At 38.9% G+C, this 21501-nt stretch carries 18 protein-coding genes and 1 pseudogene; 16 read left to right on the forward strand and 3 right to left on the reverse strand.

Annotation, left to right across the window (positions count from 1 at the left end):
* Window positions 1–91 precede the first annotated feature (91 nt).
* The gene (locus CFK40_RS05940) at window positions 92–802 is read left to right on the forward strand and encodes a gamma-glutamyl-gamma-aminobutyrate hydrolase family protein (RefSeq protein ID WP_089531437.1); all 711 of its coding nucleotides are present in this window, start codon (window positions 92–94) and stop codon (window positions 800–802) included.
* A gap of 214 nt (window positions 803–1016) precedes the next feature.
* Here CFK40_RS05940 and CFK40_RS20720 read toward each other — a convergent pair whose 3' ends face one another.
* A complete protein-coding gene (locus CFK40_RS20720) occupies window positions 1017–1427 on the reverse strand; it encodes a hypothetical protein (RefSeq protein WP_152640103.1) in 411 nt (136 codons plus the stop codon).
* A 139-nt stretch (window positions 1428–1566) separates the two neighbouring features.
* Here CFK40_RS20720 and hpaB point away from each other — a divergent pair, with 139 nt between their 5' ends.
* On the forward strand, window positions 1567–3012 hold the full coding sequence (gene hpaB / locus CFK40_RS05945; RefSeq protein ID WP_089531438.1) for a 4-hydroxyphenylacetate 3-monooxygenase, oxygenase component: 1446 nt from the start codon (window positions 1567–1569) through the stop codon (window positions 3010–3012).
* A 141-nt stretch (window positions 3013–3153) separates the two neighbouring features.
* On the opposite strand, the gene CFK40_RS05950 is transcribed toward hpaB, so the two are convergent.
* Window positions 3154–4320 (reverse strand): acyl-CoA dehydrogenase family protein, encoded by a 1167-nt coding sequence (locus tag CFK40_RS05950; protein ID WP_089531439.1) that lies wholly within the window; start codon window positions 4318–4320, stop codon window positions 3154–3156.
* A 198-nt stretch (window positions 4321–4518) separates the two neighbouring features.
* Here CFK40_RS05950 and motA point away from each other — a divergent pair, with 198 nt between their 5' ends.
* From motA to CFK40_RS05965, 3 genes and pseudogenes are all read left to right on the forward strand, one after another.
* Window positions 4519–5319, forward strand: a complete 801-nt coding sequence (gene motA, locus CFK40_RS05955) for a flagellar motor stator protein MotA (RefSeq protein WP_089531440.1) — start codon at window positions 4519–4521, stop codon at window positions 5317–5319.
* Window positions 5297–6060, forward strand: a pseudogene (gene motB, locus CFK40_RS05960) (flagellar motor protein MotB). The gene motA and the pseudogene motB overlap by 23 nt, the downstream one beginning before the upstream one ends.
* A gap of 211 nt (window positions 6061–6271) precedes the next feature.
* A complete protein-coding gene (locus CFK40_RS05965; RefSeq protein WP_089531441.1) occupies window positions 6272–7225 on the forward strand; it encodes a dipeptidase in 954 nt (317 codons plus the stop codon).
* 192 nt (window positions 7226–7417) lie between these two features.
* Here the strand turns inward: CFK40_RS05965 and CFK40_RS05970 are convergent, their stop codons facing one another.
* Entirely contained in the window at window positions 7418–8482 is a 1065-nt protein-coding gene (locus CFK40_RS05970) for a M42 family metallopeptidase (RefSeq protein WP_089531442.1), read from the reverse strand.
* A 269-nt stretch (window positions 8483–8751) separates the two neighbouring features.
* Here CFK40_RS05970 and asnB point away from each other — a divergent pair, with 269 nt between their 5' ends.
* From asnB to CFK40_RS06025, 11 genes are all read left to right on the forward strand, one after another.
* Window positions 8752–10599 carry an asparagine synthase (glutamine-hydrolyzing) gene (gene asnB / locus CFK40_RS05975; protein WP_089531443.1) on the forward strand — a complete coding sequence of 616 codons (1848 nt, stop codon included), beginning with the start codon at window positions 8752–8754 and terminating at the stop codon, window positions 10597–10599.
* Window positions 10600–10731: 132 nt separating this feature from the next.
* Entirely contained in the window at window positions 10732–11187 is a 456-nt protein-coding gene (locus CFK40_RS05980; protein ID WP_089531444.1) for a YkvA family protein, read from the forward strand.
* A 229-nt stretch (window positions 11188–11416) separates the two neighbouring features.
* The gene (locus CFK40_RS05985; protein WP_089531445.1) at window positions 11417–12061 is read left to right on the forward strand and encodes an SDR family oxidoreductase; all 645 of its coding nucleotides are present in this window, start codon (window positions 11417–11419) and stop codon (window positions 12059–12061) included.
* A gap of 201 nt (window positions 12062–12262) precedes the next feature.
* Complete coding sequence (locus CFK40_RS05990) at window positions 12263–13246, forward strand: LacI family DNA-binding transcriptional regulator (RefSeq protein ID WP_089531446.1); 984 nt, start codon at window positions 12263–12265, stop codon at window positions 13244–13246.
* Between the two features lie 7 nt (window positions 13247–13253).
* A complete protein-coding gene (locus CFK40_RS05995) occupies window positions 13254–14006 on the forward strand; it encodes an SDR family oxidoreductase (RefSeq protein ID WP_089531447.1) in 753 nt (250 codons plus the stop codon).
* A gap of 319 nt (window positions 14007–14325) precedes the next feature.
* A complete protein-coding gene (locus CFK40_RS06000; protein WP_089531448.1) occupies window positions 14326–15654 on the forward strand; it encodes an ABC transporter substrate-binding protein in 1329 nt (442 codons plus the stop codon).
* A 70-nt stretch (window positions 15655–15724) separates the two neighbouring features.
* A complete protein-coding gene (locus CFK40_RS06005) occupies window positions 15725–17053 on the forward strand; it encodes an ABC transporter substrate-binding protein (protein ID WP_089531449.1) in 1329 nt (442 codons plus the stop codon).
* A gap of 132 nt (window positions 17054–17185) precedes the next feature.
* A complete protein-coding gene (locus tag CFK40_RS06010) occupies window positions 17186–18517 on the forward strand; it encodes a carbohydrate ABC transporter permease (protein ID WP_089531450.1) in 1332 nt (443 codons plus the stop codon).
* 11 nt (window positions 18518–18528) lie between these two features.
* The gene (locus CFK40_RS06015; RefSeq protein WP_089531451.1) at window positions 18529–19350 is read left to right on the forward strand and encodes a carbohydrate ABC transporter permease; all 822 of its coding nucleotides are present in this window, start codon (window positions 18529–18531) and stop codon (window positions 19348–19350) included.
* A gap of 28 nt (window positions 19351–19378) precedes the next feature.
* Window positions 19379–20458 (forward strand): Gfo/Idh/MocA family protein, encoded by a 1080-nt coding sequence (locus CFK40_RS06020; protein ID WP_227001918.1) that lies wholly within the window; start codon window positions 19379–19381, stop codon window positions 20456–20458.
* Window positions 20459–20473: 15 nt separating this feature from the next.
* Entirely contained in the window at window positions 20474–21469 is a 996-nt protein-coding gene (locus CFK40_RS06025) for a Gfo/Idh/MocA family protein (RefSeq protein ID WP_089531453.1), read from the forward strand.
* Window positions 21470–21501: the final 32 nt, after the last annotated feature.

The following is a 21501-nucleotide window of genomic DNA, read 5'->3' on the forward strand; positions in this document are numbered from 1 at the left end:
AATAGAATATAAGAGCGTTAGTTGTAATGGCTAAGTTCTTTTGCAAAAGTACTAACGGCTTTGTTTTATAGGATTGTTAGGAGGTAAGTTTATGAAAGCAATGATAGGAGTTACTTCTTCAATGGATATAAACGAAGAAGAGTATATGGTTGCATCGGAAAATGTTAACGGGATTGTTCAAGCTGGCGGAGTGCCAATCATGTTACCTAATTTGGTTGATGAAGCAACTATTACGCAGATCGCAAATTCAATCGATGGTTTGTATGCAACAGGCGGCGGTGACATTGACCCAACATTATTTGGGGAGGAGCCACACCCGAATCTTGGAATTATAATACCTTCAAGGGATATTTTTGAAGTTTTGTTAATGAAAAAAATGCTTGAAATGGGTAAACCAATATTAGCAATCTGTCGTGGCTGTCAGATTTTAAACATTGCTGTTGGTGGAGATATGTACCAGGATATTTATGCTCAGATTGACCGTGATTTAATACAGCACAATCAAAAAGCACCGAAAGGACATGGCTCTCATTATGTAACTGTTTCAGAAGGAAGTCTATTGTATCAATTAACTGGTGTGGACACGTTAAAGGTAAACACGATGCATCATCAGGCAAATAGAAAGGTGATTAATCCTTTTGTAGTTAGTGGAAAAGCTAATGACGGGATTATCGAGGCGATTGAAAGTAGTTCGCATGGATTTGTGCTAGGACTGCAATGGCACCCGGAAAAAATGGCAACAACTGGTGATGAAGCTTCGTTGAAGATTTTTAAGGGATTTGTGGAAGCTTGCGGGGTATAAGAGTAACTTAATAGTATGGGAGAGTCGCAAGCGAATCAGTGCTAGCGGCTCTTTTTGCTGTGTTTAAAAGGTTTAACCATTAGATATAGTGACTCTAATGGTGCTTATATGTGGAAGTTGGTCATTTCCCGGGAAATATCGACATAGAGCGATAATGAATGTTTCAAGAAGATACAAATTTTACAGACCAACGTAGTTGAAATACGGTCCGTGGTTAAACAAAATAAAGTGCGTCAGTGAAAATACGGTCTGTGAACAGCGAAATACGATCGGTCATAGGCAAAATACGGTCCGTGAGTAGCAGAATACGATCGGTAACAGAAGAAATACAGTCCGTCAGAAAAATACGATCCTTGAACAGTGAAATACGATCGGTCATAGGCAAAATACGGTCCATGAGTAGCAGAATACGATCGGTAACAGAAGAAATACAGTCCGTCAGAAAAATACGATCCGTGAACAACGAAATACGATCCGTCATAGGCAAAATACGATCCGTGAGTAGCGAAATACGATCCGACATAGAGAAAATACGGTCCGTGAGTAGCAGAATACGATCGGTAACAGAAGAAATACAGTCCGTCAGAAAAATACTGTCCCTGGACAGCGAAATACGATCCGACATAGGCAAAATACAGTCCGTAAGTAGCAGAATTTCGTCACAGTACTGAAAAAGGTTGGAACGATAGAAAAGCTTTATAAATAAGATATAACTAAACTAATGTATGAGTGATTTTTTGCTATTTTTAATGAGGGGTGTATGTATGCCAGCTATAACTGGGGATGACTATATTGATCGAATTGATGAGCTGAAAAATAATGTATGGATTGATGGGAAACAGGTAACAGGGAAGATTTCTGAGCATCCTGCATTTAAGGGTGTAATAAAAAGCCAGGCAGCTTTATATGATCTGCAATACGATGAAATGACGAAGGATGTTATGACATATCTGTCGCCGTTGACAGGGAAACAAGTAGGGATTTCATATTTACAGCCAAAAACTCAGGGGGATTTGGTGAAAAGACGAGCGATGGTTCAGCAATGGGCTAGGAGTAATAATGGAATGATGGGGAGAAGTCCTGACTATATGAACACTGTTTTAATGGCGTTTGCTTCTTCCGCGAAGTTATTAGAGGGAAAAGAAAATTGCTTTCCTGAGAACATAACGAAATTTTATGAATACGCGCGTGAAAATGACCTATCGATGACACATACTTTTATTGATCCACAAGTAAATAGAACACAGTTTTATTTTGAAGACTCAGAAGAACCAATTGCGGCTAAGGTTGTTGATAGAACCGAGAAGGGAATTGTGGTTAAAGGTGCGCGGCTTCTGGCGACTCAAGGTGGAATAACGGACGAAATTTTAGCCTTTTCAGCTGGGGGCGTTGTTGATAAAGCGAATGGCTTTGCTTTTTCTATACCTAGTAATAGTGAGGGACTGCGATTCGTTTGCAGGGAATCGTTCGTGGGAGGCGACTCTGTTTTTAATTATCCATTAAGCTCGCGATTTGAGGAAATGGATACGATAGTTGTATTCGATAATGTGTTAGTACCGTGGGATCGTGTATTTTACTATGACAACATGGAAGTTTCGAATTCGTTTATGGGAGCAAGTTCGTTTCAACCTTTTACGTTGCATCAAGCTGTTTCTAGACAGATTATTAAAACGGAGTTCGTATTAGGAGTTGTACAGTCTATCATCGACACGATTAACATTAGTGAATATCAGCATGTTCAAGAGAAAGTATCTGAAATTATTGTAGCGTTAGAAACGATGAAGGCTTTGGTGATGAAGTCGGAGGTTGATGCGCAAATTGATGAGTGGGGATTTATGCGACCAGACCGAACCACACTACAAATTGCGATTAATACATTCCCACGTGTCTATCCACGGTTTACCGAAATCATACAGTTGTTAGGTGCGAGTGGATTAATGTCGATTCCTACAGAAGATGCATTTAAATCTCGAGTACGTGCGGATTTGGATCAGTATTTACAGTCGAAGTCTCGGAATGCGGAGGACCGCGTGCGAATTTTTAGACTAGCTTGGGATTTAACGATGAGCTCATTCGGTACACGTGAAACATTATATGAGCGGTATTTCTTTGGCGATCCTGTTAAGCTAGCAAGTCAGTTGTATTTTTCTTATGACAAGCGTGAGTATGTGAAGCGCGTGGAAGATTTCTTGGCAGTTAAGAAAGTATAAATCCTTTCTTACTGCATAAGTGCAACTAAGGATTGGAGATAAGCCAAGTTCTCTAATAATAAGTTCTTGGTGAATTTTCAGGCACTACCTGGTAATGCTCGGTATGTTGACAAATAAAAAAAGGATAGGACACCTAATGTGTTACCTATCCGAATTTTTTTGTCTTGCAATAGATGTTGTGGCAAGCTGCACGATTGTCATATCATCCATTGGCGGGTTGTGTAGGCCAGCACGGACGTCCCGATAATAGCGTTGCAACGGGTTTTGTTTAGATAAACTACGAGCACCAGCAATACGCATAGCTAAATCCACAATTTCTACAGCTTGATTCACGACCGAAAGTTTAACAGCCCCAAGTTCTGGCTTCATCGTCTGACGTATTTCATTACTACTTTCATCCCACTTCTTCGCTACAGAATAAAGGAAATGCTGAGATTGCATGGCTTTTAATTCCATTTCACCAATTTTTTGTTTTACATTAGGTAGGTCGGAAATAGTTCCTTCTATGCTGTTTGGTGAATAGCTTGTAGCAAATTCTATCGCGTATTCTTGTGCTGCACGAGCTATTCCAAGATAGCATGCTGGTATATGCAACAGCCAACCGGCAGCTGGTTTATTACCAGGTGTCAAGTATTGGACAAGGTCATCGTCTTCAACTTTTACAGCTGTTAAAACAAGATCATGACTGCCGGATCCCCTCATAGCTATAGAGTCCCACGTCTCATCTATTTTAACGCCATCCCTATTTCGTTTGATTAAAAAGTTTGCAACTTTGTCGGACTCATTAATTGAGGCACTAACAACAAAGTAATCTAAAATTGGAGCAAGTGTAGTGAAGGTTTTTCTTCCGTTTATCACCCATTTCTCGCCAACCTTTTTAGCGACTGTTTCAGGTTTTCCGCCTCTAGTAGGGCTTCCGGTAGCTGGTTCTGTTGCAGCGTTATTTAAAAGGGCTCCTGTCTCCATAACGTCTTTCGCAAACGCTTGATACTTTTCTTTTTTCCAAGTATGATGTTCGCCTAGAAATTTAGTGATTCCCATATGCCAGCCTATAGAAAGTGCTGTGGAACCGTCTGCTTTTGCCAGGGTTTCTTGAAGGCGGATCATCTCAGATAGTGAAATACCTAAACCACCATATTCTTTTGGAACGGTTAATGCTGGATAACCAATGTCTTTTAAGTCGTTAAAGTTTTCAAATGGAAATGAACCATCTTCATCGTGTTGTTGGGCTCTTTCTGTAAAAGGCTTTATTTTCTTTTCTAATGCTTTTATTCGTGCTTTAGTTGTATTAAGGTCAGTCAACTTCATTAGTAAACCTCCTAGTTTTATTCATACAATATTAGTAGGATTTATTAGTTATATTATTTCATTAACCTAATTGACGTGTAAAGAAATAAACACTGATAATGTTTCGGGTTTCTTTTTTATTTCTTCTTAGTGGTTAATTTTCTATATTTAATACCGATATAGTATATATGAATGTATAGCGAAATTGGGGGTTAGATAGTGGATAAGGCATCGATTATAGGCGTGATATTAGCAACTATCGCTATTGGAGTTGGGATGACTTTAAAAGGGGTTAGTCCGGTTGCGTTAATAAATCCAGCAGCATTATTAATTATAGTTGGAGGGACTGCCGCATCCGTTTTTATTGCGTTTCCAATGCGTACACTAAAAAATGTGCCGACACTTTTTAAGATTATTTTTAAACAAGGTAAAAGCAAAAGGATAGAAGAAATCATTGAAATGTTTACGGAATGGGCAGAACTTAGCCGCAGGGAGGGTGTTTTATCACTAGAAGGTAAAATCGAGGAGACAGAGGATACGTTTCTTTACTCTGGAATGCAATTAGTGGTTGATGGTCAATCCCCTGACTTCATCCGGGATGTTATGCTTGAAAAGGTTGATGCGATGGAGGAGAGGCATCAGGAAGGGGCTTCTATTTTTACACAAGCTGGAACATACGCCCCTACTTTAGGTGTGCTTGGTGCTGTAATTGGCTTGATTGCAGCACTTGGGAATATGGAGGATACAGATGCATTAGGTCATGCGATTTCTGCAGCTTTTGTTGCAACACTACTCGGTATTTTCACAGGTTATGTATTATGGCATCCATTTGCAAATAAATTACGAGAAAAGTCTAAGAATGAAGCAAAGATTAAATATGTAATGGTAGAAGGAATATTGTCGATAGCAAATGGTGAATCTCCACAAATCATTAAAGATAAATTAGGTTCTTATCTTTCACCAAGAGAGTTAACGAAAATAAAACAGGAGGAGACCGATGCGCAAAAAGAAACAGCGTAAAGAGACACATATAGATGAATCATGGTTAATCCCTTATGCAGACCTATTAACCCTTCTACTCGCATTATTTATCGTTTTATTTGCAATGAGTAGTATAGATGCACAGAAATTCGAGGAGCTTGCCCGTGTTTTTAATGGTGAATTTTCTGGTGGGAATGGTGTGCTTGAACACAACGAAAGTCCTGAAATAAACAAAATGAAGTTCCGATTGATACAAAAAAAGAGAAGGATAGGGAAGAAGAAAAGGTTAAAGAAACTGTAAGCGGTAAAGAAAAAGAAATGAATGAATTAAGGGAACTTGAAAGAAAAATTAATGAATACATTACAACAAATGATTTAACTGGTGTGTTAAAAACGCAACTGGGTGAAGAAGGACTATTAATTACCATTTTAAATGATGTCTTTTTTGACTCTGGAAGTGCTGAGGTTAAAGAAGCGGGATCTAAAATTGCAACAGAGGTTTCTAACTTCTTAGTCACTGATCCGCCAAGGAATATTGTAGTTAGTGGGCACACGGATAATCGTCCAATGCATACGGATGAATTTGATTCTAACTGGGAGCTTAGTGCTATACGAGCTGTTCATTTTATGCGTTTATTGCTTAAAAATGCAGAACTTGATCCTGAAAAGTTTAGTGCAAAAGGTTTTGGGGAGTACCACCCAATCGTGCCTAATACTAGTGATGTTAACAAGGCCAAAAATAGACGTGTAGAAGTATTAATTTTACCTAGTTACGAATAGAATACATATCTGATGAGTATTATTGATGGTCAACTGAAAATTAAAGTTTGGAATTTTAGGTACTTGAGTTGTGCTACTCAGTACCTTTTCTTATTTATATTTCCTCGTAAACTGAACAATGTTCACCTACTTTACCTAATTCTAATTATTGATTTTTTTCCTGTATCACTCTAGCATATAGATTAATAAACTAACAAGAAGGGGCTATTAAATGAAAATTATTGATACACATTGTGATGCACTGTTGAAAATGCAACTTGCTAAACGAGGAAAGTTTATTAAAAGCGGTACACTTGATTATAAAACATCGAAACATTTGGATAATAACCTAACCAATCTAAAGGCGGGACAACTAATGGCGCAGTTTTTCGCCATATTTATCCACCCAAATGTCCCGGCAAGTGAAAAGTGGCAACATGCTTTGGAACAAATTGACTTATTTTATACTGAGGTACTAGAAAAAAATCCGGAGATGAAACACATCAAATCATGGAAAGACTTTGATGCATTGCAAGAAAATGAAATTGGTGCTGTTTTAACACTAGAAGGCGCAGATGCTTTTGGTAATGATTTGAGTAAGCTGCGTCATTTATATCGCCTTGGTGTTTTGTCAGTAGGTTTAACGTGGAATAATGCAAACCTTTGTGCTGATGGAGCAGAAGAGCCACGTGGCGGAGGGGTAACACTTCTCGGAAAAGAAGTAGTAAAGCTTAATAATGAAAATTATGTATATACCGATGTTTCCCATTTAACGGTTAAGGGATTTTGGGATATCATGGAGCTAGCAAAATACCCGATTGCCAGTCATTCGAATGCTCGAACAGTTTGTGACCATGTTCGTAATCTTGATGATGAACAAGTCAAAGCAATGTTCGCAAACAATGGTACGCTTCATGTAGTTTTTAACCCGCCGTTTATTAATTATGAAAAAGATAATGCGACGATAGCTGATTTACTAAAACATATCGATCATCTATGTTCACTTGGTGGAGTAAAACATATTGGTTTTGGTTCTGACTTTGACGGTATTACGTCGTTCGTTACGGATTTATCTGATGCTGCACACTATCAAAATCTAATCAACGAGTTACTTAAATACTATTCTGAGGATCAAGTAAAAGGGTTTGCTTATCGGAATTTCTTGGATAATCGACCTAGACTGTAAATTACTGAAAAATCCCCAAATATAGACGCGTTCAAAGTTGCGTCTATATTTGGAGATTTTGCTGTTTTGATTGAAGTTAACTTAAATTATTCAACAGGAACGACTTCTGCTCTCAACAAGAGTCCTAACATTACAAGTATACCGAGTTTTAATCGTTTCATCAGTTATCGTCCTCTCCTCGTATAATTTATCTTAGTAAAAGAGGAAGTCTGATTTCTGATTGTCATTTTTTATGAAGGCGGTCAAAAGTTCTTTTACGGATTCCAAGTCTTTTAGATCGATCACCTCAACTGGAGAGTGAGCGTTTCTGGAAGGAATTGATAACACCCCTGTTGGAACACCTTTATTTGCTAAGGTAACTGCACCCGCATCCGTTCCAATTCCAGTAAATATTTCGAGTTGGTGCTTTATTTTTCCTGTTCTCGCTAATTCGACGAGCTTGTCCTTGACTGCAGGATGGGAGATTAAACTACTATCCATGATTTTTATGCCTACTCCACCGCCAATTTGGAGGGTATTATCCATTACGTCTTCTGGTGTATCACTGACGGCAGTCGTATCAAGCGCTATCGCTATATCAAATTCAAGGTTAGCAAGTGCGACCTTTGCACCTCTTAAACCAACCTCTTCCTGGACAGCAAAAAGCGCGATAACTTCACCAGAAAACTCTTTATTCTGAAGGTCTTCCAGTAATTGAATTAATACTGCACAACCCGCTCGATCATCAAAGCCTTTACCAACGATTTTTCCGTTTTGTTCATCTCCTAAAAATTCAACCTGTGAGTCCCATGTGATCGGATCACCAACCGCAATCCCCATTTCCTCAACATCGGCCAGCGAACTTGCACCAACATCTACATATAGTTGCTTGTAATCTCGTACCTTTTGGCTATTGTCAAACTTTTGATAATGAACTGAAATGGTACCGATTATTCCAAGTTTAGGTCCTTTTTCACTTCGCACCATTACCTTTTGGGCAAGTAGAATTCGGTCATCATGTCCGCCAAGCTTTTCAAATCGAATTAATCCATTTTTTTCGACTTTTTTAACGATGAAGCCAATTTCATCCATATGGGCGGTTAAAAGCACCTTTGGACCTGGTTTATTCCCTTTAAATCTAGCAATGACGTTGCCAATTGCATCAACCTTTACTTCGTCACATAATGGAGTGACTTTTTCTTTTATGTAAGATGTGACAGGCTGTTCAAACCCACTAGGGCCTTGAAGTTCTGTTAGTTGTTTTAGTAGTTTAAACATAGTAATAACCTCCGTAATAGAATGAACATTTTGATAGTTACTTGTAAAAAACTTATTCCTATATGAAATTAAATGTATTTTTAAAAATACAACCTTTATCGTTTCGTTTAGCTCATCGTTAAAGTGATTTTAACAGTATAAATGTTCAGTAAATTTTATGCAAGTGCTGTTAAAAAATCTTTACGATGACAATAAAAATGTGACAGGTACCCAACTTGTTGCATAAAATATCCATGGAGAAGAGGTTTACCGTGGGAGGATGAACTAATATGTGTGGTATAACTGGAATTATTAATTGGCAGAAAGACGTTCGATCTGAGCAATCTACATTGCAGAGAATGACAGAAACATTGACATTAAGGGGGCCAGACGATTCGCAGGTGTGGATGAGTCAACATGCTGCGTTTGGTCATAAAAGACTTGCGGTTGTCGATCTTGAAGGTGGAAAACAGCCGATGAGTAAGGACTATAAAGGTGTTACGTACACACTTGTATATAATGGGGAATTATATAATACGGAAGAATTGCGGACTGATTTGTGTAATAAAGGGTATCAATTTCATACAACATCAGATACGGAAGTTTTACTAACCGCTTATATCGAGTGGCAAGATGACTGTGTTCGATACTTAAATGGAATCTATGCCTTTGGGGTTTGGGACCCTAGCAAAGGGAAGCTATTTATGGCGCGGGATCGGCTTGGAGTTAAACCGCTATTTTTTGTAGAAGCTAATGAACGTTTTCTATTTGGATCGGAATTAAAAGCGATTTTAGCACATGATGGCGTGAATGCAGAGGTAGATCGTACGGGCTTGTCAGAAATATTTGGACTTGGTCCTTCAAGAACACCTGGTCACGGGATATTTAAAGGGTTTAAAGAATTGAGGCCAGGCCATGCGTTAACTTTTTCAAAGGATGGATTAAGCGTTTGGCGGTATTGGAATATGGAAAGTCGTGAACACACAGATACTATTGAGGAAACTTCTGAAAAAGTTAGGAATTTATTTGTTGATGCTGTCGAGCGCCAACTGGTTGCGGATGTCCCAGTATCTACCTTTCTATCAGGTGGTTTAGATTCGAGTGCAATCACTGCAATTGCTTCTGACTACTTTGAAAAAAATGGGAGAGGACCGCTGTCAACCTTTTCGGTGGATTATGAAGGGAATGATCAGCATTTTAAGGCAAGCAAGTTTCAGCCTTCGAGCGACCAGCCCTGGATTGATAAAGTAGTCGACCATTTTTCAACAGATCATCATGATGAGGTGATTTCCGGCTTTGACTTAGCGGACTTATTAAAAGAGGCAGTCACGTTACGTGATCAACCTGGTATGGCTGATATTGATTCTTCGTTATTATGGTTCTGTCGCCGAATCAAGCAACATACAACGGTTAGTTTATCTGGAGAATGTGCTGACGAAATTTTTGGCGGGTATCCTTGGTTCCATGACCCCTCTAGCGCTCAAGGAGATGGTTTTCCTTGGATGAAGTCCTTGGATTCAAGAATCGACCTACTTCATCCTGAATGGCAAACGAAATTAAATCTAAAATCTTATGTCATGGATCGGTACCAAGATACAATTAACGAAACGCCCCGTTTAGACGGGGAAAGTGAAGAGGATGCGCGACGCCGTGAGCTTTTTTACTTGAATATGCATTGGTTTATGGCTCAGTTGTTAGATCGTAAGGATCGGATGAGTATGGGGGCGAGTCTGGAGGTTAGGGTTCCATTTGCAGATCACAAACTAGTGGAATATGTGTGGAACATTCCATGGGACATGAAAATCTTAGATGGAAGAGAAAAGGGTATTTTACGAAAAGCATTAGAAGGTCTGTTGCCTGAAGATGTATTATATCGTAAAAAAAGCCCGTATCCTAAAACCTTTCAACCTGAATATACACGTCAAGTGGTAAACTGGATGAAAGAAATCTTAGCAGATTCTAATTCGCCACTATTCGATTTTGTGAGGCGGGATCGCATAGAAGCCATTGTCAACAGTGAAGGGAAAGAGTTTACCGAACCGTGGTATGGCCAATTAATGAAAGGACCGCAGCTAATTGCTCATTTGTGTCAGATTGACTATTGGTTGAGAACGTATAATGTTAAGGTGAGTGATTAATTACTAATACAGTAAAAAAGGAATGTCCGTTTAAATTCGGGCATTTTTTAGTTTATAAATTGCATTTTTAGATAAGAAACTCTACCATATACCATAAGAAGATTATATTTTGTTGAATTATGGAGGGTTAATATGTCAGATAAAAAAGGTTACAAAGATAAACTAGCGAAATTTGACCCAGCTAAAGCGATTAAAGGAAGTCAAAAATATTTTACTGAAAATAAATTTGGTTCGAAAATGCTCAACTATGCGAAACTTTTAGGTACTAAAGTAGCGTATTACAGTTTCTTGTTGTTTTATGCGTTTAAAAGTCCGAATACACCAAAGTCTGCTAAATTAACGATTGCAGGAGCGCTTGGGTATTTAATTTTACCTGTTGATTTAGTGCCCGATTTTATTCCATTGGTTGGGATAACCGATGATAGCGCGGTAATCCTTTATGCATTATACCGAATTTATTCACATATTGACGAGCCAATAAAGCAAAAAGCAGATGCGAAAATGAAAAAGTTTTTCGGTGATAATTATGATACGAAAGATATAGATAAAAATTTAATTTTTGATCAGAAAGAAGAAAAAAATGAGTAAATAGAAACTTTAGTATACTGAAACTACTCGAATGTGTTATGGAATTGTTGATATCATTCCTGTTAGCATCCTTTTCAGCCTTGTTGTTCATTGATCTTGCTTATTCTTTTATTATGTATGGCGTAATACCATGATAATAACTTCAGTTCCTTTTCTTAACGTTTAATTCTCCCTGTTAACGGAAAGACATTATATATACTATTATTACAGAAAAGGGAGTAGATATATAATGAAAGTACTAGTAGCGGGAGCAAATGGTCATACAGGTCGTTTACTTATTCAGTATTTGAAACAGGATGGACATGAACCGTATGCGATGATTCGAAAAGAGGAACAAAAACCGGAGATGGAGAAACTAGGTGGAATTCCTGTCATCGCTGACCTTGAAGGTGATGTTGGTCATGCTGTTAGAGGCATGGATGTTGTCATGTTTGCAGCAGGTTCTGGTAGTAAAACGGGACCAGATAAAACAGCCTCGGTCGACCGAGATGGTGCTATTAATTTGATGAAAGCAACTGAAAAAACGGGCATTAAGAAATTTATTATTTTGAGTAGCATTGGTGCTGGAAGAGAGCTTGGAGAGCCTGAAAAAGGAAAAGAAGCAATGCATTATTATCTGAAAATGAAAAAAGAAGCGGATAAATATTTACAGAATACGGAACTTGACTACACAATCGTGCGCCCTGGTGGTCTAACGAACGATAAAGGAACTAGCAAAATCAAGGTTGGGGAAACGGTTGAACGTGATTCAATTCCACGTGAAGACGTAGCGAAAACCATGATTGCTGCAATCCAAGAACCTAATGCCTATCATAAAGCATTTGAGATGGTTTCTGGCGATGTACAGATTGAAGAAGCGTTGAAGAGTTTGTAAATAGAAGAACTTGAATATAAAATAGGAGAACCATAACTTAGGTAGTCTAGGTTATGGCTCTTTGATGTTACTGTTGTCGTCTATTTAAACCACAAGAAACTGTCAAATTGATGGTGATTGTGTTGACAAAAATTGTTTGTAATAATAAGATTATATGTAATCGTTTTCAAAAAATGACAATTGGAAGTAGGAGGGGATTCCGTGGCGAACATTCAAGAAGTGGCTCAGAGAGCTGGGGTTTCCGTTGCGACAGTATCACGGGTGTTTAATAATAGTAGTACTGTTGCAAAAAAGACAAGGTTGAAAGTGGAACAGGCAATAGATGAATTGAACTATGAACCGAGTGTACTTGGGCGTAATTTGAGAAACTCGGAAAGTAGGTTACTTCTAGTCTTAATCCCGAGTATTTCAAACCCCTTTTATTCAGACATTATTAGGGGAATTGAAGACACCGCGATAGGCCTTGGTTACAATATTCTTTTGTGTGAAACAGACTCGAACCCGGATAGGGAGTCTATTTATTTTAATTTAATTAGAAATCGTTTAGCCGACGGGATAATTTCCATGGATCCTTCGGTGAATAAGAACAAGCTGATCGAACTTGCTAGCCAGTATCCAATTGTTCAATGCAGTGAGTTTGATGAGGATTCGAGTATTTCGTATGTCACGATTAATAATGAATTGGCAGCGTATCACGCTGTGAAGCATTTGATTAAAATTGGACAGAAAAAAATTGCACTTATTAATTCAGATGAAAAGTTTTTATATGCACGTGAGAGGCGTCGGGGCTATGAAAAAGCGTTGAATGAGTATGGCTTAAAAGTTGAAGCTGACTGGATTTGTAATACAGAATCATTGGATTTCGAGGATGGTAAGCGTGCGATGAGACGTTTACTGGATTTGTTTGATCGGCCGACAGCCGTGTTTGCTGTATCCGATATGTTAGCTATTGGTGCGCTAAAAGAAGTCAATTCCTCAGGTTTACGAGTTCCACAAGATTTTGCAATGATTGGATTTGATAAAATAGCATTTTCGAATATGACGCATCCAACGTTGACTACTATTGCACAACCGATGTATAAGATGGGGTGTATTTCTGCAAAAATGATTATCAACAAAATTCAGGGTAAGCAGGTAGAAAGTATTATTTTGGATCACGAATTAGTTATTCGTGAGTCTACATAAGAGGTGATTGTTTGTGCAGGAAAAGATTGCAATTGTAACGGGAGTTAGTCATGCACATGGTATTGGTGCGGCTGTATGTCGCAAGCTTGCTGCTAATGGGTGTGCTATATTTTTTACTTATTGGGAAGCGTCACCTGATTGGGCGACTACTTTTCAAAAAGAAATGCTTGAATTAGGTGTTCGTTGTGCAGGGTTTGAAGTTGATCTATCTGAACCACATGCTCCATTTGAATTATTGGATATGGTTGAGTCTAAAATGGGTCTACCAACGATTTTGGTGAACAATGCTGCCTACTCAACGAGGGATGGATACCAGCAACTTGATGTTCAAACACTTGATAATCATTATGCTGTCAACATGCGCGCTACCTTTTTGTTGTGTGTAGAGTTTGCACGACGGTTTAAGAAAGCTGAAGGTTCAGCAGGTCGGGTTATTAATATGACCTCGGGACAGGCACAGGGTCCGATGCTTGAAGAACTAGCTTATGGCGCAACAAAAGCTGCTATATCAGGATTTACGTTGACATTGTCGGCCGAGGTTGCCCCACTTGGTATTACAGTAAATGCGGTGAACCCTGGGCCAACAGATACCGGTTGGATGACAGCTGATTTTAAACAGGAACTCTCATCGCAATTTTTAATGGGGCGAATGGGAATGCCTGAAGATGCCGCTCATTTAATCGGATTTTTGGCAAGCGATGAGGCAGAATGGATCACGGGACAAGTGATTAATTCAGAAGGTGGATTCTTGCGGAAGTAGTACTAAAGCATAAAACGTTAAGTAGCATAACGTTTGTGCTTTTTTCTTTAAAGGTATGTAAACGTTTATCATTTTAACAGATTTGTTCTTGGCGATAAGCCAAGTTTTCTAACAATCATTTTTTCTAAGAAAAGAAAAAATGTTGGTGCTATCTGGCATCACATGTTTACGTTAGAAATTAATTTCAGAAATTATTGACATCCGATTAACTTATTGTATAATTGAAACCAAGATGTAATCGATTTCATTTATTTGAAAATTTTGTTTGAAATATTTCATTTTGAAACAATGAAATCAAACCAAAAAAGGGGGAACCATTTTGAAGATCTGGAAAAAGAGTTTAGGTAGTCTTTGGATAATTGGTTTAGTCATTCTATTAGTAGCTTGTAATAACGCAGATACAGGAAGTAAGGAAGAATCTGGTGATACTTCGAATAATGACACATCTACTGAAGCGGATGCGGCTTCTGATGAAGAAGTAACGATTGTTTATGCTCGTGGTGTAGATACAACTGGTGCAAATGAAAAATTAGTTGCTGCTTTTGAAAAATCTCATCCGAATATTAATGTGGAATATCGCGAAATGCCTGCTGACACAGGGCAACAACATGATCAGTATGTAACCGCTTTCAGTGCACAAAGTGCTGAAATTGACGTTTTTGATGCTGATGTTATCTGGCCAGCCGAATTTGCTCAAGCAGATTATGCATTAGAGTTGGATCGTTTTATTGAAAAAGATGGAATTGATATGAATGCTTATTTCGAAGGTACTGTAGCATCTGGTAAGTTTAACGGGAAACAATGGGCAATGCCGAAGTTCACAGATGCTGGTGTACTCTACTACCGTTCCGATATTGTTGAGGAACCTCCAGCAACTTGGGATGAACTAATCGAACAAGCTAACGCATTACAAGGTGAAGCAGGAACAGAATTTGGTTACTTAATGCAAGCAGCTCAATATGAGGGATTAATTACTAACGCGATTGAGTTTATTGCATCTTACGGGGGACAAGTTATTGACGAAGAAAATAACGTCGTAGCGAATAGCCCTGAAACGGTAAAAGCTATTAAGAAAATGCAAGAAATAGTAGGTTCAGACTTTGTTCCCGACAACATTTTAAACTTCATGGAAATAGAAACAGAAACTGCATTTATTGAAGGTAAATCAGTATTTGCACGAAACTGGCCATACATGCAAGCATCTGCAGCTGATGAGTCTCGCTCAAAAGTTGCTGGTAATGTAGAAATCACAACTCTACCAGCAGGTGACGCAGGTAGTGCATCTACTCTCGGTGGATGGATGACGATGATTAACCGTTATTCTGAGCATCCTGAAGCAGCTTGGGAGTTCGTGAAATTCATGACTGGTGCTGAAGGTCAAAAGATCACTGCAATTGAGGGTGGATCTGCGCCAACATTAAAAGCTCTTTACGAAGATGCAGAAGTAAAAGAAGCTAGTCCATTATTTGCAAATCCAGAGTTCGTTAAAGTATTGGAAAGCGCTGTTCCAAGACCGATAACGCCAATTTACCCGGAAATCTCTGATATTATGCAAATCGAACTTTCAAAAGCTTTAGCAGGAGAACAAACTGCAGAGGAAGCTGCGAGTAACATGCAAACCAAAATAGAAGAAGCGGTCAGTGAGTAAAAAGTAGAAGACAGGTAATGCAAGATGAGAGAAGCACCTAGACGCTGGAATTAATAAAGGGGGAATTGTTTTGGGTTTTGTAAATAAAGGATTAGGTATTCTGTGGATAGTTGTTTTGGCCACCTTATTAGTAGCATGCAGTAATTCAGATTCTGGGAGTGAGACTGGATCTGAAGATATTTCGAATAATGATACATCAACTGAAGCAGATGAAGCAACTGATGAAGAAGTTACGATTGTTTATGCTCGTAACGTTGATTCGACAGGTGCTATCAATCTAGTAATTGAAGCATTTGAGGAAAAGTTTCCAAATATTAATGTAGAATATCGTGAAATGCCAGCTGATAGCGGACAGACACATGATCAATATGTAACTGCCTTCAGTGCACAAAGCACTGAAATTGATGTTTTCAATGCAGATGTGATTTGGCCCGCTGAGTTTGGGCAAGCAGATTATGCATTAGAACTAGATCGTTTTATTGAAAAAGATGGAATTGATATGGATGCCTATTTCCCAGGAACGGTAGCATCAGGTAAATATAATGGGAAACAATGGGCAATGCCAAACTATACAGATGCGGGTGTTCTTTTTTACAGATCCGATATTGTTGAAACGCCTCCAAAAACATGGGACGAATTGATGGAAATGGCTGCAAAATATCAAGGTGAAAAAGGAACAGATTTTGGTTATATCATGCAAGCAGCTCAATATGAAGGCTTAATAACTAACGCGATTGAGTATATTGCATCTTACGGTGGACAAATTATTGACGAAGATAACAACGTTGTAGCTGATAGCGCTGAAACAATTAAGGCTATTAAGAAAATGCAAGATGTTGTAAACTCCGACTTTGTACCTGATAACATTTTAAACTTTAAAGAAGTGGAAACAGAAACAGCTTATATTGAAGGCAAATCTGTATTTGCACGAAACTGGCCGTACATGCAAGCATCTGCAGCTGACGAGGAACGCTCGAAAATTGTTGGTAACTCAAAAATCACAACCCTACCGGCAGGTGATGCAGGTAGTGCGTCTAGTCTAGGTGGATGGATGGCAATGATTAACCGTTATTCTGAACATCCTGAGGCAGCATGGGAATTTGTGAAATTTTTGACTGGTACAGAAGGACAAAAAATCACAGCAATCTATGGAGGACGTGCACCTACGCTTAAAGCGCTGTATGACGATCCAGAAGTGAAAGAGGCAAGTCCATTATTTGCAAATCCAGAGTTTACAAAAGTATTGGAAAGTGCTGTATCAAGACCAGTAACGCCAATATATCCAAAAATTTCTGACATTATGCAAATTGAATTATCAAAGGCCTTAACTGGAGACCAAACTGCAGAAGAGACTGCAAAAAATATGCAAGCAAAAATTACAGAAGCGGTTAATGAGTAAGAAGGAAGGTCACAAGGTATTGAAATACTGCTAAACAATAAAATAAGGCGGGATAGGGTAACCTATCTTGCCTTTCTATCAATCTATCATTAAATACATATTATTCGTTCTATAGGTAAGGGGGTTTTATAAATGGCAGACAGGAAAAAACGACGTTTTGAACTCAATGAAAAACAGCTTGGCTATACGATGGTGATCCCATCATTGATTCTCGTAATTGTAGTTGTCCTTTGGCCGGTTGCTCAATCGTTTTGGAATAGTATGTTTGATTACAGGCTAAATGATCCTGCACGATCAGAGACATTACTGGGTTCGAATATCGATCTTGAAAACTATCTTGATAATTACTTTTATATTGAGGGCCAACTGGAGGATTTAGAGGGTTCTGCTGAAAAGCCTGAGGTAAAAGAAACGATTACGAATATTGAGGAAGGGATCAATGAGTTTCACAGTAATTTGCTAAGTGACGATGCAGTGAAGCAGAAGGTTGATAAAATCAATCAGATGCTGATGAACTATGAGCCTGTTACTAACGAAGAGCTTAAGTATATAGAGATAGAAAATGATTTTGCTGAATCCTATCGATCAGCTCTAGACAGCTATCAAACAGATTTGATGCAAATTGCTGAATCTGCTAGTGACGATGCGCTGAGTGAGCAGTTTAAGCAAACTGCTGGGTTAATAGGCAGCACTAGTGAAACTATCCTGAAATCAAATTTCGTTGGCCTTAATAATTACGTCAATTATTTTCAAGATCAGCGAATGTGGAAATCGTTGTGGAATACAACATTTTTTACAATAATTTCAGTTGTCTTTGAATTGGTTTTAGGTTTAGCGATTGCACTTCTCATCAACAGGGCTTTTAAGGGAAGAGGTATTATCCGTGCATCTGTCTTGATTCCATGGGCAATTCCAACAGCCGTTGCTGCTATGATGTGGGGCTTTTTGTATGACGGACAATCAGGTATTGTCGCCCACTATTTACAGGTTTTTCATATTATTCCTGATGCATCCTGGTTATTATCGACTTCTAATGGTGGTATGTTCTCGGTAATCTTAGCCGATGTCTGGAAAACAACACCATATATGGCTTTATTGCTTTTAGCGGGTCTTCAAACGATACCAGCATCTCTATATGAAGCTTCAAACGTGGATGGCGCTAATAAATTCCAGCAATTCTGGGGCATAACATTGCCGTTGTTAAAATCGTCTATCTTAGTTGCGTTATTGTTTAGAACGCTAGATGCATTTCGTGTATTCGATCTAATTTACGTTTTAACTGGCGGAGGACCTGCCAACGCAACGGAATCGATATCGATTTATGCATATAAAACATTATTTGCCCAACAGAACTTTGGGGAAGGTTCTACACTTTCCGTTATCGTATTCTTATGTGTGGCAATCATTAGTTTTATCTACGTAAAGCTAATCGGATCGGAACTATTCGCAGGTCGTTCGAGATAAGGGGGGAGAAAATGAATAAAAAAGCAGGAATTGGGTTTTATATTTTTTTAGTGGTATTTGTGTTCCTTGTCATGTTTCCATTTATTTGGGTCTTTTTAACATCAATTAAACCACCAGGTGAAATTTTTTCATCATTTAAATGGTTTACGAGTAACCCATCGCTTGAATCGTATACCGCGGCACTAACGAGTCGACCGCTACTGCGTTATATGTTAAATAGTTTTGTTGTGGCATCGTTAACTACAATTTTGTCATTAACATTTGCTTCTTTTACAGCTTACGCGGTGACAAGATTGCCGATTAAAGGAAAGGGACTGATATTGGGAGTTGTACTCGCGGCTTCAATGTTTCCGCAGATTGCAATTATTTCACCAATGTTTAACCTAATTACTGGACTTGGTCTACGTAACAGTTACTTGGGACTAGTGATTCCATATATAACGATAAGTTTACCGTTATCAATTTGGATCTTGTCAACCTTCTTTCAAAAGATTCCATTTGAGCTCGAGGAGTCTGCTAAACTAGATGGAGCAAGCCCATTTCAAACCTTTCGGAAAGTTATCTTACCACTAGCAACACCAGGTATATTTACTACTGGAATTCTCGTGTTTATTGCTGCTTGGAATGAATATTTATTTGCATTAACGATTAACACTGCAGATGTATGGCGCACGGTTCCAGTAGGGATTTCGTTATATCAAAGTCAATTTTCTGTTCCGTGGGGAGATATCTCTGCAGCGACAGTTATTGTTACCATTCCAATCGTAATTTTGGTACTATTTTTCCAAAAACGAATTGTATCCGGTTTAACGTCGGGATCTGTGAAAGAATAATATTTCTAAATAAAAGGATGATGAAATGATGAAAAAATTAAAAGTTGCTATTATTGGGTGTGGAGGTATTGCAAACGGCAAACACCTTCCAAGCTTACAAAAGGTAGAGCAGGTAGAACTTGTTGCGTTTTGTGATAGTGAGGTAGAAAAAGCACAGGTTGCAGCGGATGCGTATGGAATGTCTGGCGCAAAGGTATACGAAGATTATAAAGAATTATTACAGGATGCAACGATTGACGTAGTACATGTCTGTACACCAAATATTTCACATGCAGAAATTTCTATTGCCGCTTTGAAAGCTGGAAAACACGTGATGTGTGAAAAACCAATGGCAAAAACATCTGAAGAAGCAAAACGTATGATTGAAGCAGCAGAGGAAACTGGCAAAAAACTGACAATTGGCTATAACAACCGCTTTAGACAAGATAGTCAACATTTGCGTAAAGTTTCCGAGCGAGGAGATTTAGGTGAAGTTTATTTTGCCAAAGCACATGCGATTCGTCGTCGTGCAGTACCAACATGGGGTGTATTTTTAGATGAAGAAAAACAAGGTGGTGGCCCGTTGATTGATATTGGGACGCATGCACTTGATTTAACGTTATGGATGATGGATAACTACAAGCCAAAATCTGTAATGGGGTCGACGTTTCACAAGTTAGGAAAACAGAAGGATGCCGCCAATGCGTGGGGCGCCTGGGATCCAAAAAAATTCACGGTAGAGGATTCGGCGTTTGGGTTTATTACGATGGAAAACGGTGCAACAATTGTACTTGAATCAAGCTGGGCTCTGAACTCACTCGAGGTTGATGAAGCGAAATGCTCGTTAAGCGGAACTAAAGGTGGCGCAGACATGAAGGACGGATTGCGCATTAACGGAGAAGAATTTGGTAAGCTTTATACAACGAATGTTGAGTTGAATAATAGTGGTGTTGCCTTTTATGACGGTGAAGCAGAGAGTGATGCAGACCTAGAGGCTCGGCTTTGGATTGAAAGTCTTTTGAATGACACAGAACAAACTGTAAAACCGAAAGAAGCGCTTGTTGTTACACAAATTTTAGAGGCAATCTATGAATCTGCAAGAACTGGGAAGGCAGTATATTTCGATTAAGGAGTGTGTACGAATATGAAGGTAGCGTTGTTAAGTAGGTGGCATGTACATGCGGATGATTATGCCCGCGCGGTTCATGAAAATGATCAGTTAACGGTTGAACTTGTTTGGGATGAAGATAGTGAACGCGGAAAAAAATGGGCCGATGAACTGGGTGTTCCATTTGAAAAAGAATTAGAAGTGGTTTTGTCTGATCCGGAAATAGACGCTGTTATCGTGAGTACGCCGACAAATTTGCATAAAGAAATTATTTTGGCAGCAGCAGCGCATAAGAAGCATGTTTTTACGGAAAAAGTGTTGGCTTTTACTGCCGAAGAATGTGATAACATCTATGATGCTGCTGCAGAGCACGATGTTGAATTAATGGTATCGTTACCGCGATTAACAGAAAAAGAGTTTTTGTACGCGGAAAAAGCAGTGAATGAAGGCTGGATCGGAATGTTGACGATGATTCGTTGCCGACTTGCACATAATGGTGCTGTGGTACCAGAAGGGGAAACACAAGGATGGTTACCGGCACGTTTCTTTGATAAAGAGCAGACAGGTGGTGGATCGTTGATTGATCTTGGCGCCCATCCGATTTATTTGACCAATCGCTTAGCTGGCCGCGCTGAGGCTGTTTATTCTCGCTTACAGCAAGACGATGAAAAAAAGGTAGATGTTAGTGCAGCAGTTATCGTGGAGTATGAATCTGGTGCCCTTGGTATGATCGAGACAAGCTTCCTGTCGCATGGAAGCCCGTTTCAATTGGAATTATACGGAACAGAAGGGACATTGCTTTGTACAGACGGGGCAGTTCAGCTGAAAAGCATTCACCATGGTGATGGGAATTGGCTGAATCTAGAGGAAGAATTACCGTCTGTACTAAAACCATTAGAGCAATGGGTAGCCAAAATTCGTAATGGCGTTGAGCCATCTATAACAAAAGAAGACGTTATTAATTTAACCAAAATAAATGATGCCGCCGCTTTTTCACATTTAAAAGGGTGCCGAATTTTTATAGAAAAATAATCTTATGAGTCATAGAATCTTATGTAGAGGAG

It is taken from the genome of Virgibacillus necropolis, from assembly GCF_002224365.1.
Classification (GTDB): Bacteria; Bacillota; Bacilli; order Bacillales; family Amphibacillaceae; genus Virgibacillus_F; species Virgibacillus_F necropolis.

What these genes read in the sequence shown, in the direction of transcription:
- CFK40_RS05940 (WP_089531437.1), top strand. Translation starts at nt 92, where the DNA reads ATGAAAGCAATGATAGGAGTTACTTCTTCAATGGATATAAACGAAGAA.
- CFK40_RS06025 (WP_089531453.1), top strand. Translation starts at nt 20,474, where the DNA reads ATGAAGGTAGCGTTGTTAAGTAGGTGGCATGTACATGCGGATGATTAT.
- CFK40_RS05965 (WP_089531441.1), top strand. Translation starts at nt 6,272, where the DNA reads ATGAAAATTATTGATACACATTGTGATGCACTGTTGAAAATGCAACTT.
- CFK40_RS05970 (WP_089531442.1), bottom strand. Translation starts at nt 8,482, where the DNA reads ATGTTTAAACTACTAAAACAACTAACAGAACTTCAAGGCCCTAGTGGG.
- asnB (WP_089531443.1), top strand. Translation starts at nt 8,752, where the DNA reads ATGTGTGGTATAACTGGAATTATTAATTGGCAGAAAGACGTTCGATCT.
- CFK40_RS20720 (WP_152640103.1), bottom strand. Translation starts at nt 1,427, where the DNA reads ATGTCGGATCGTATTTCGCTGTCCAGGGACAGTATTTTTCTGACGGAC.
- CFK40_RS05950 (WP_089531439.1), bottom strand. Translation starts at nt 4,320, where the DNA reads ATGAAGTTGACTGACCTTAATACAACTAAAGCACGAATAAAAGCATTA.
- CFK40_RS05985 (WP_089531445.1), top strand. Translation starts at nt 11,417, where the DNA reads ATGAAAGTACTAGTAGCGGGAGCAAATGGTCATACAGGTCGTTTACTT.
- CFK40_RS06010 (WP_089531450.1), top strand. Translation starts at nt 17,186, where the DNA reads ATGGCAGACAGGAAAAAACGACGTTTTGAACTCAATGAAAAACAGCTT.
- CFK40_RS06015 (WP_089531451.1), top strand. Translation starts at nt 18,529, where the DNA reads ATGAATAAAAAAGCAGGAATTGGGTTTTATATTTTTTTAGTGGTATTT.
- CFK40_RS05980 (WP_089531444.1), top strand. Translation starts at nt 10,732, where the DNA reads ATGTCAGATAAAAAAGGTTACAAAGATAAACTAGCGAAATTTGACCCA.
- hpaB (WP_089531438.1), top strand. Translation starts at nt 1,567, where the DNA reads ATGCCAGCTATAACTGGGGATGACTATATTGATCGAATTGATGAGCTG.
- CFK40_RS06020 (WP_227001918.1), top strand. Translation starts at nt 19,379, where the DNA reads ATGAAAAAATTAAAAGTTGCTATTATTGGGTGTGGAGGTATTGCAAAC.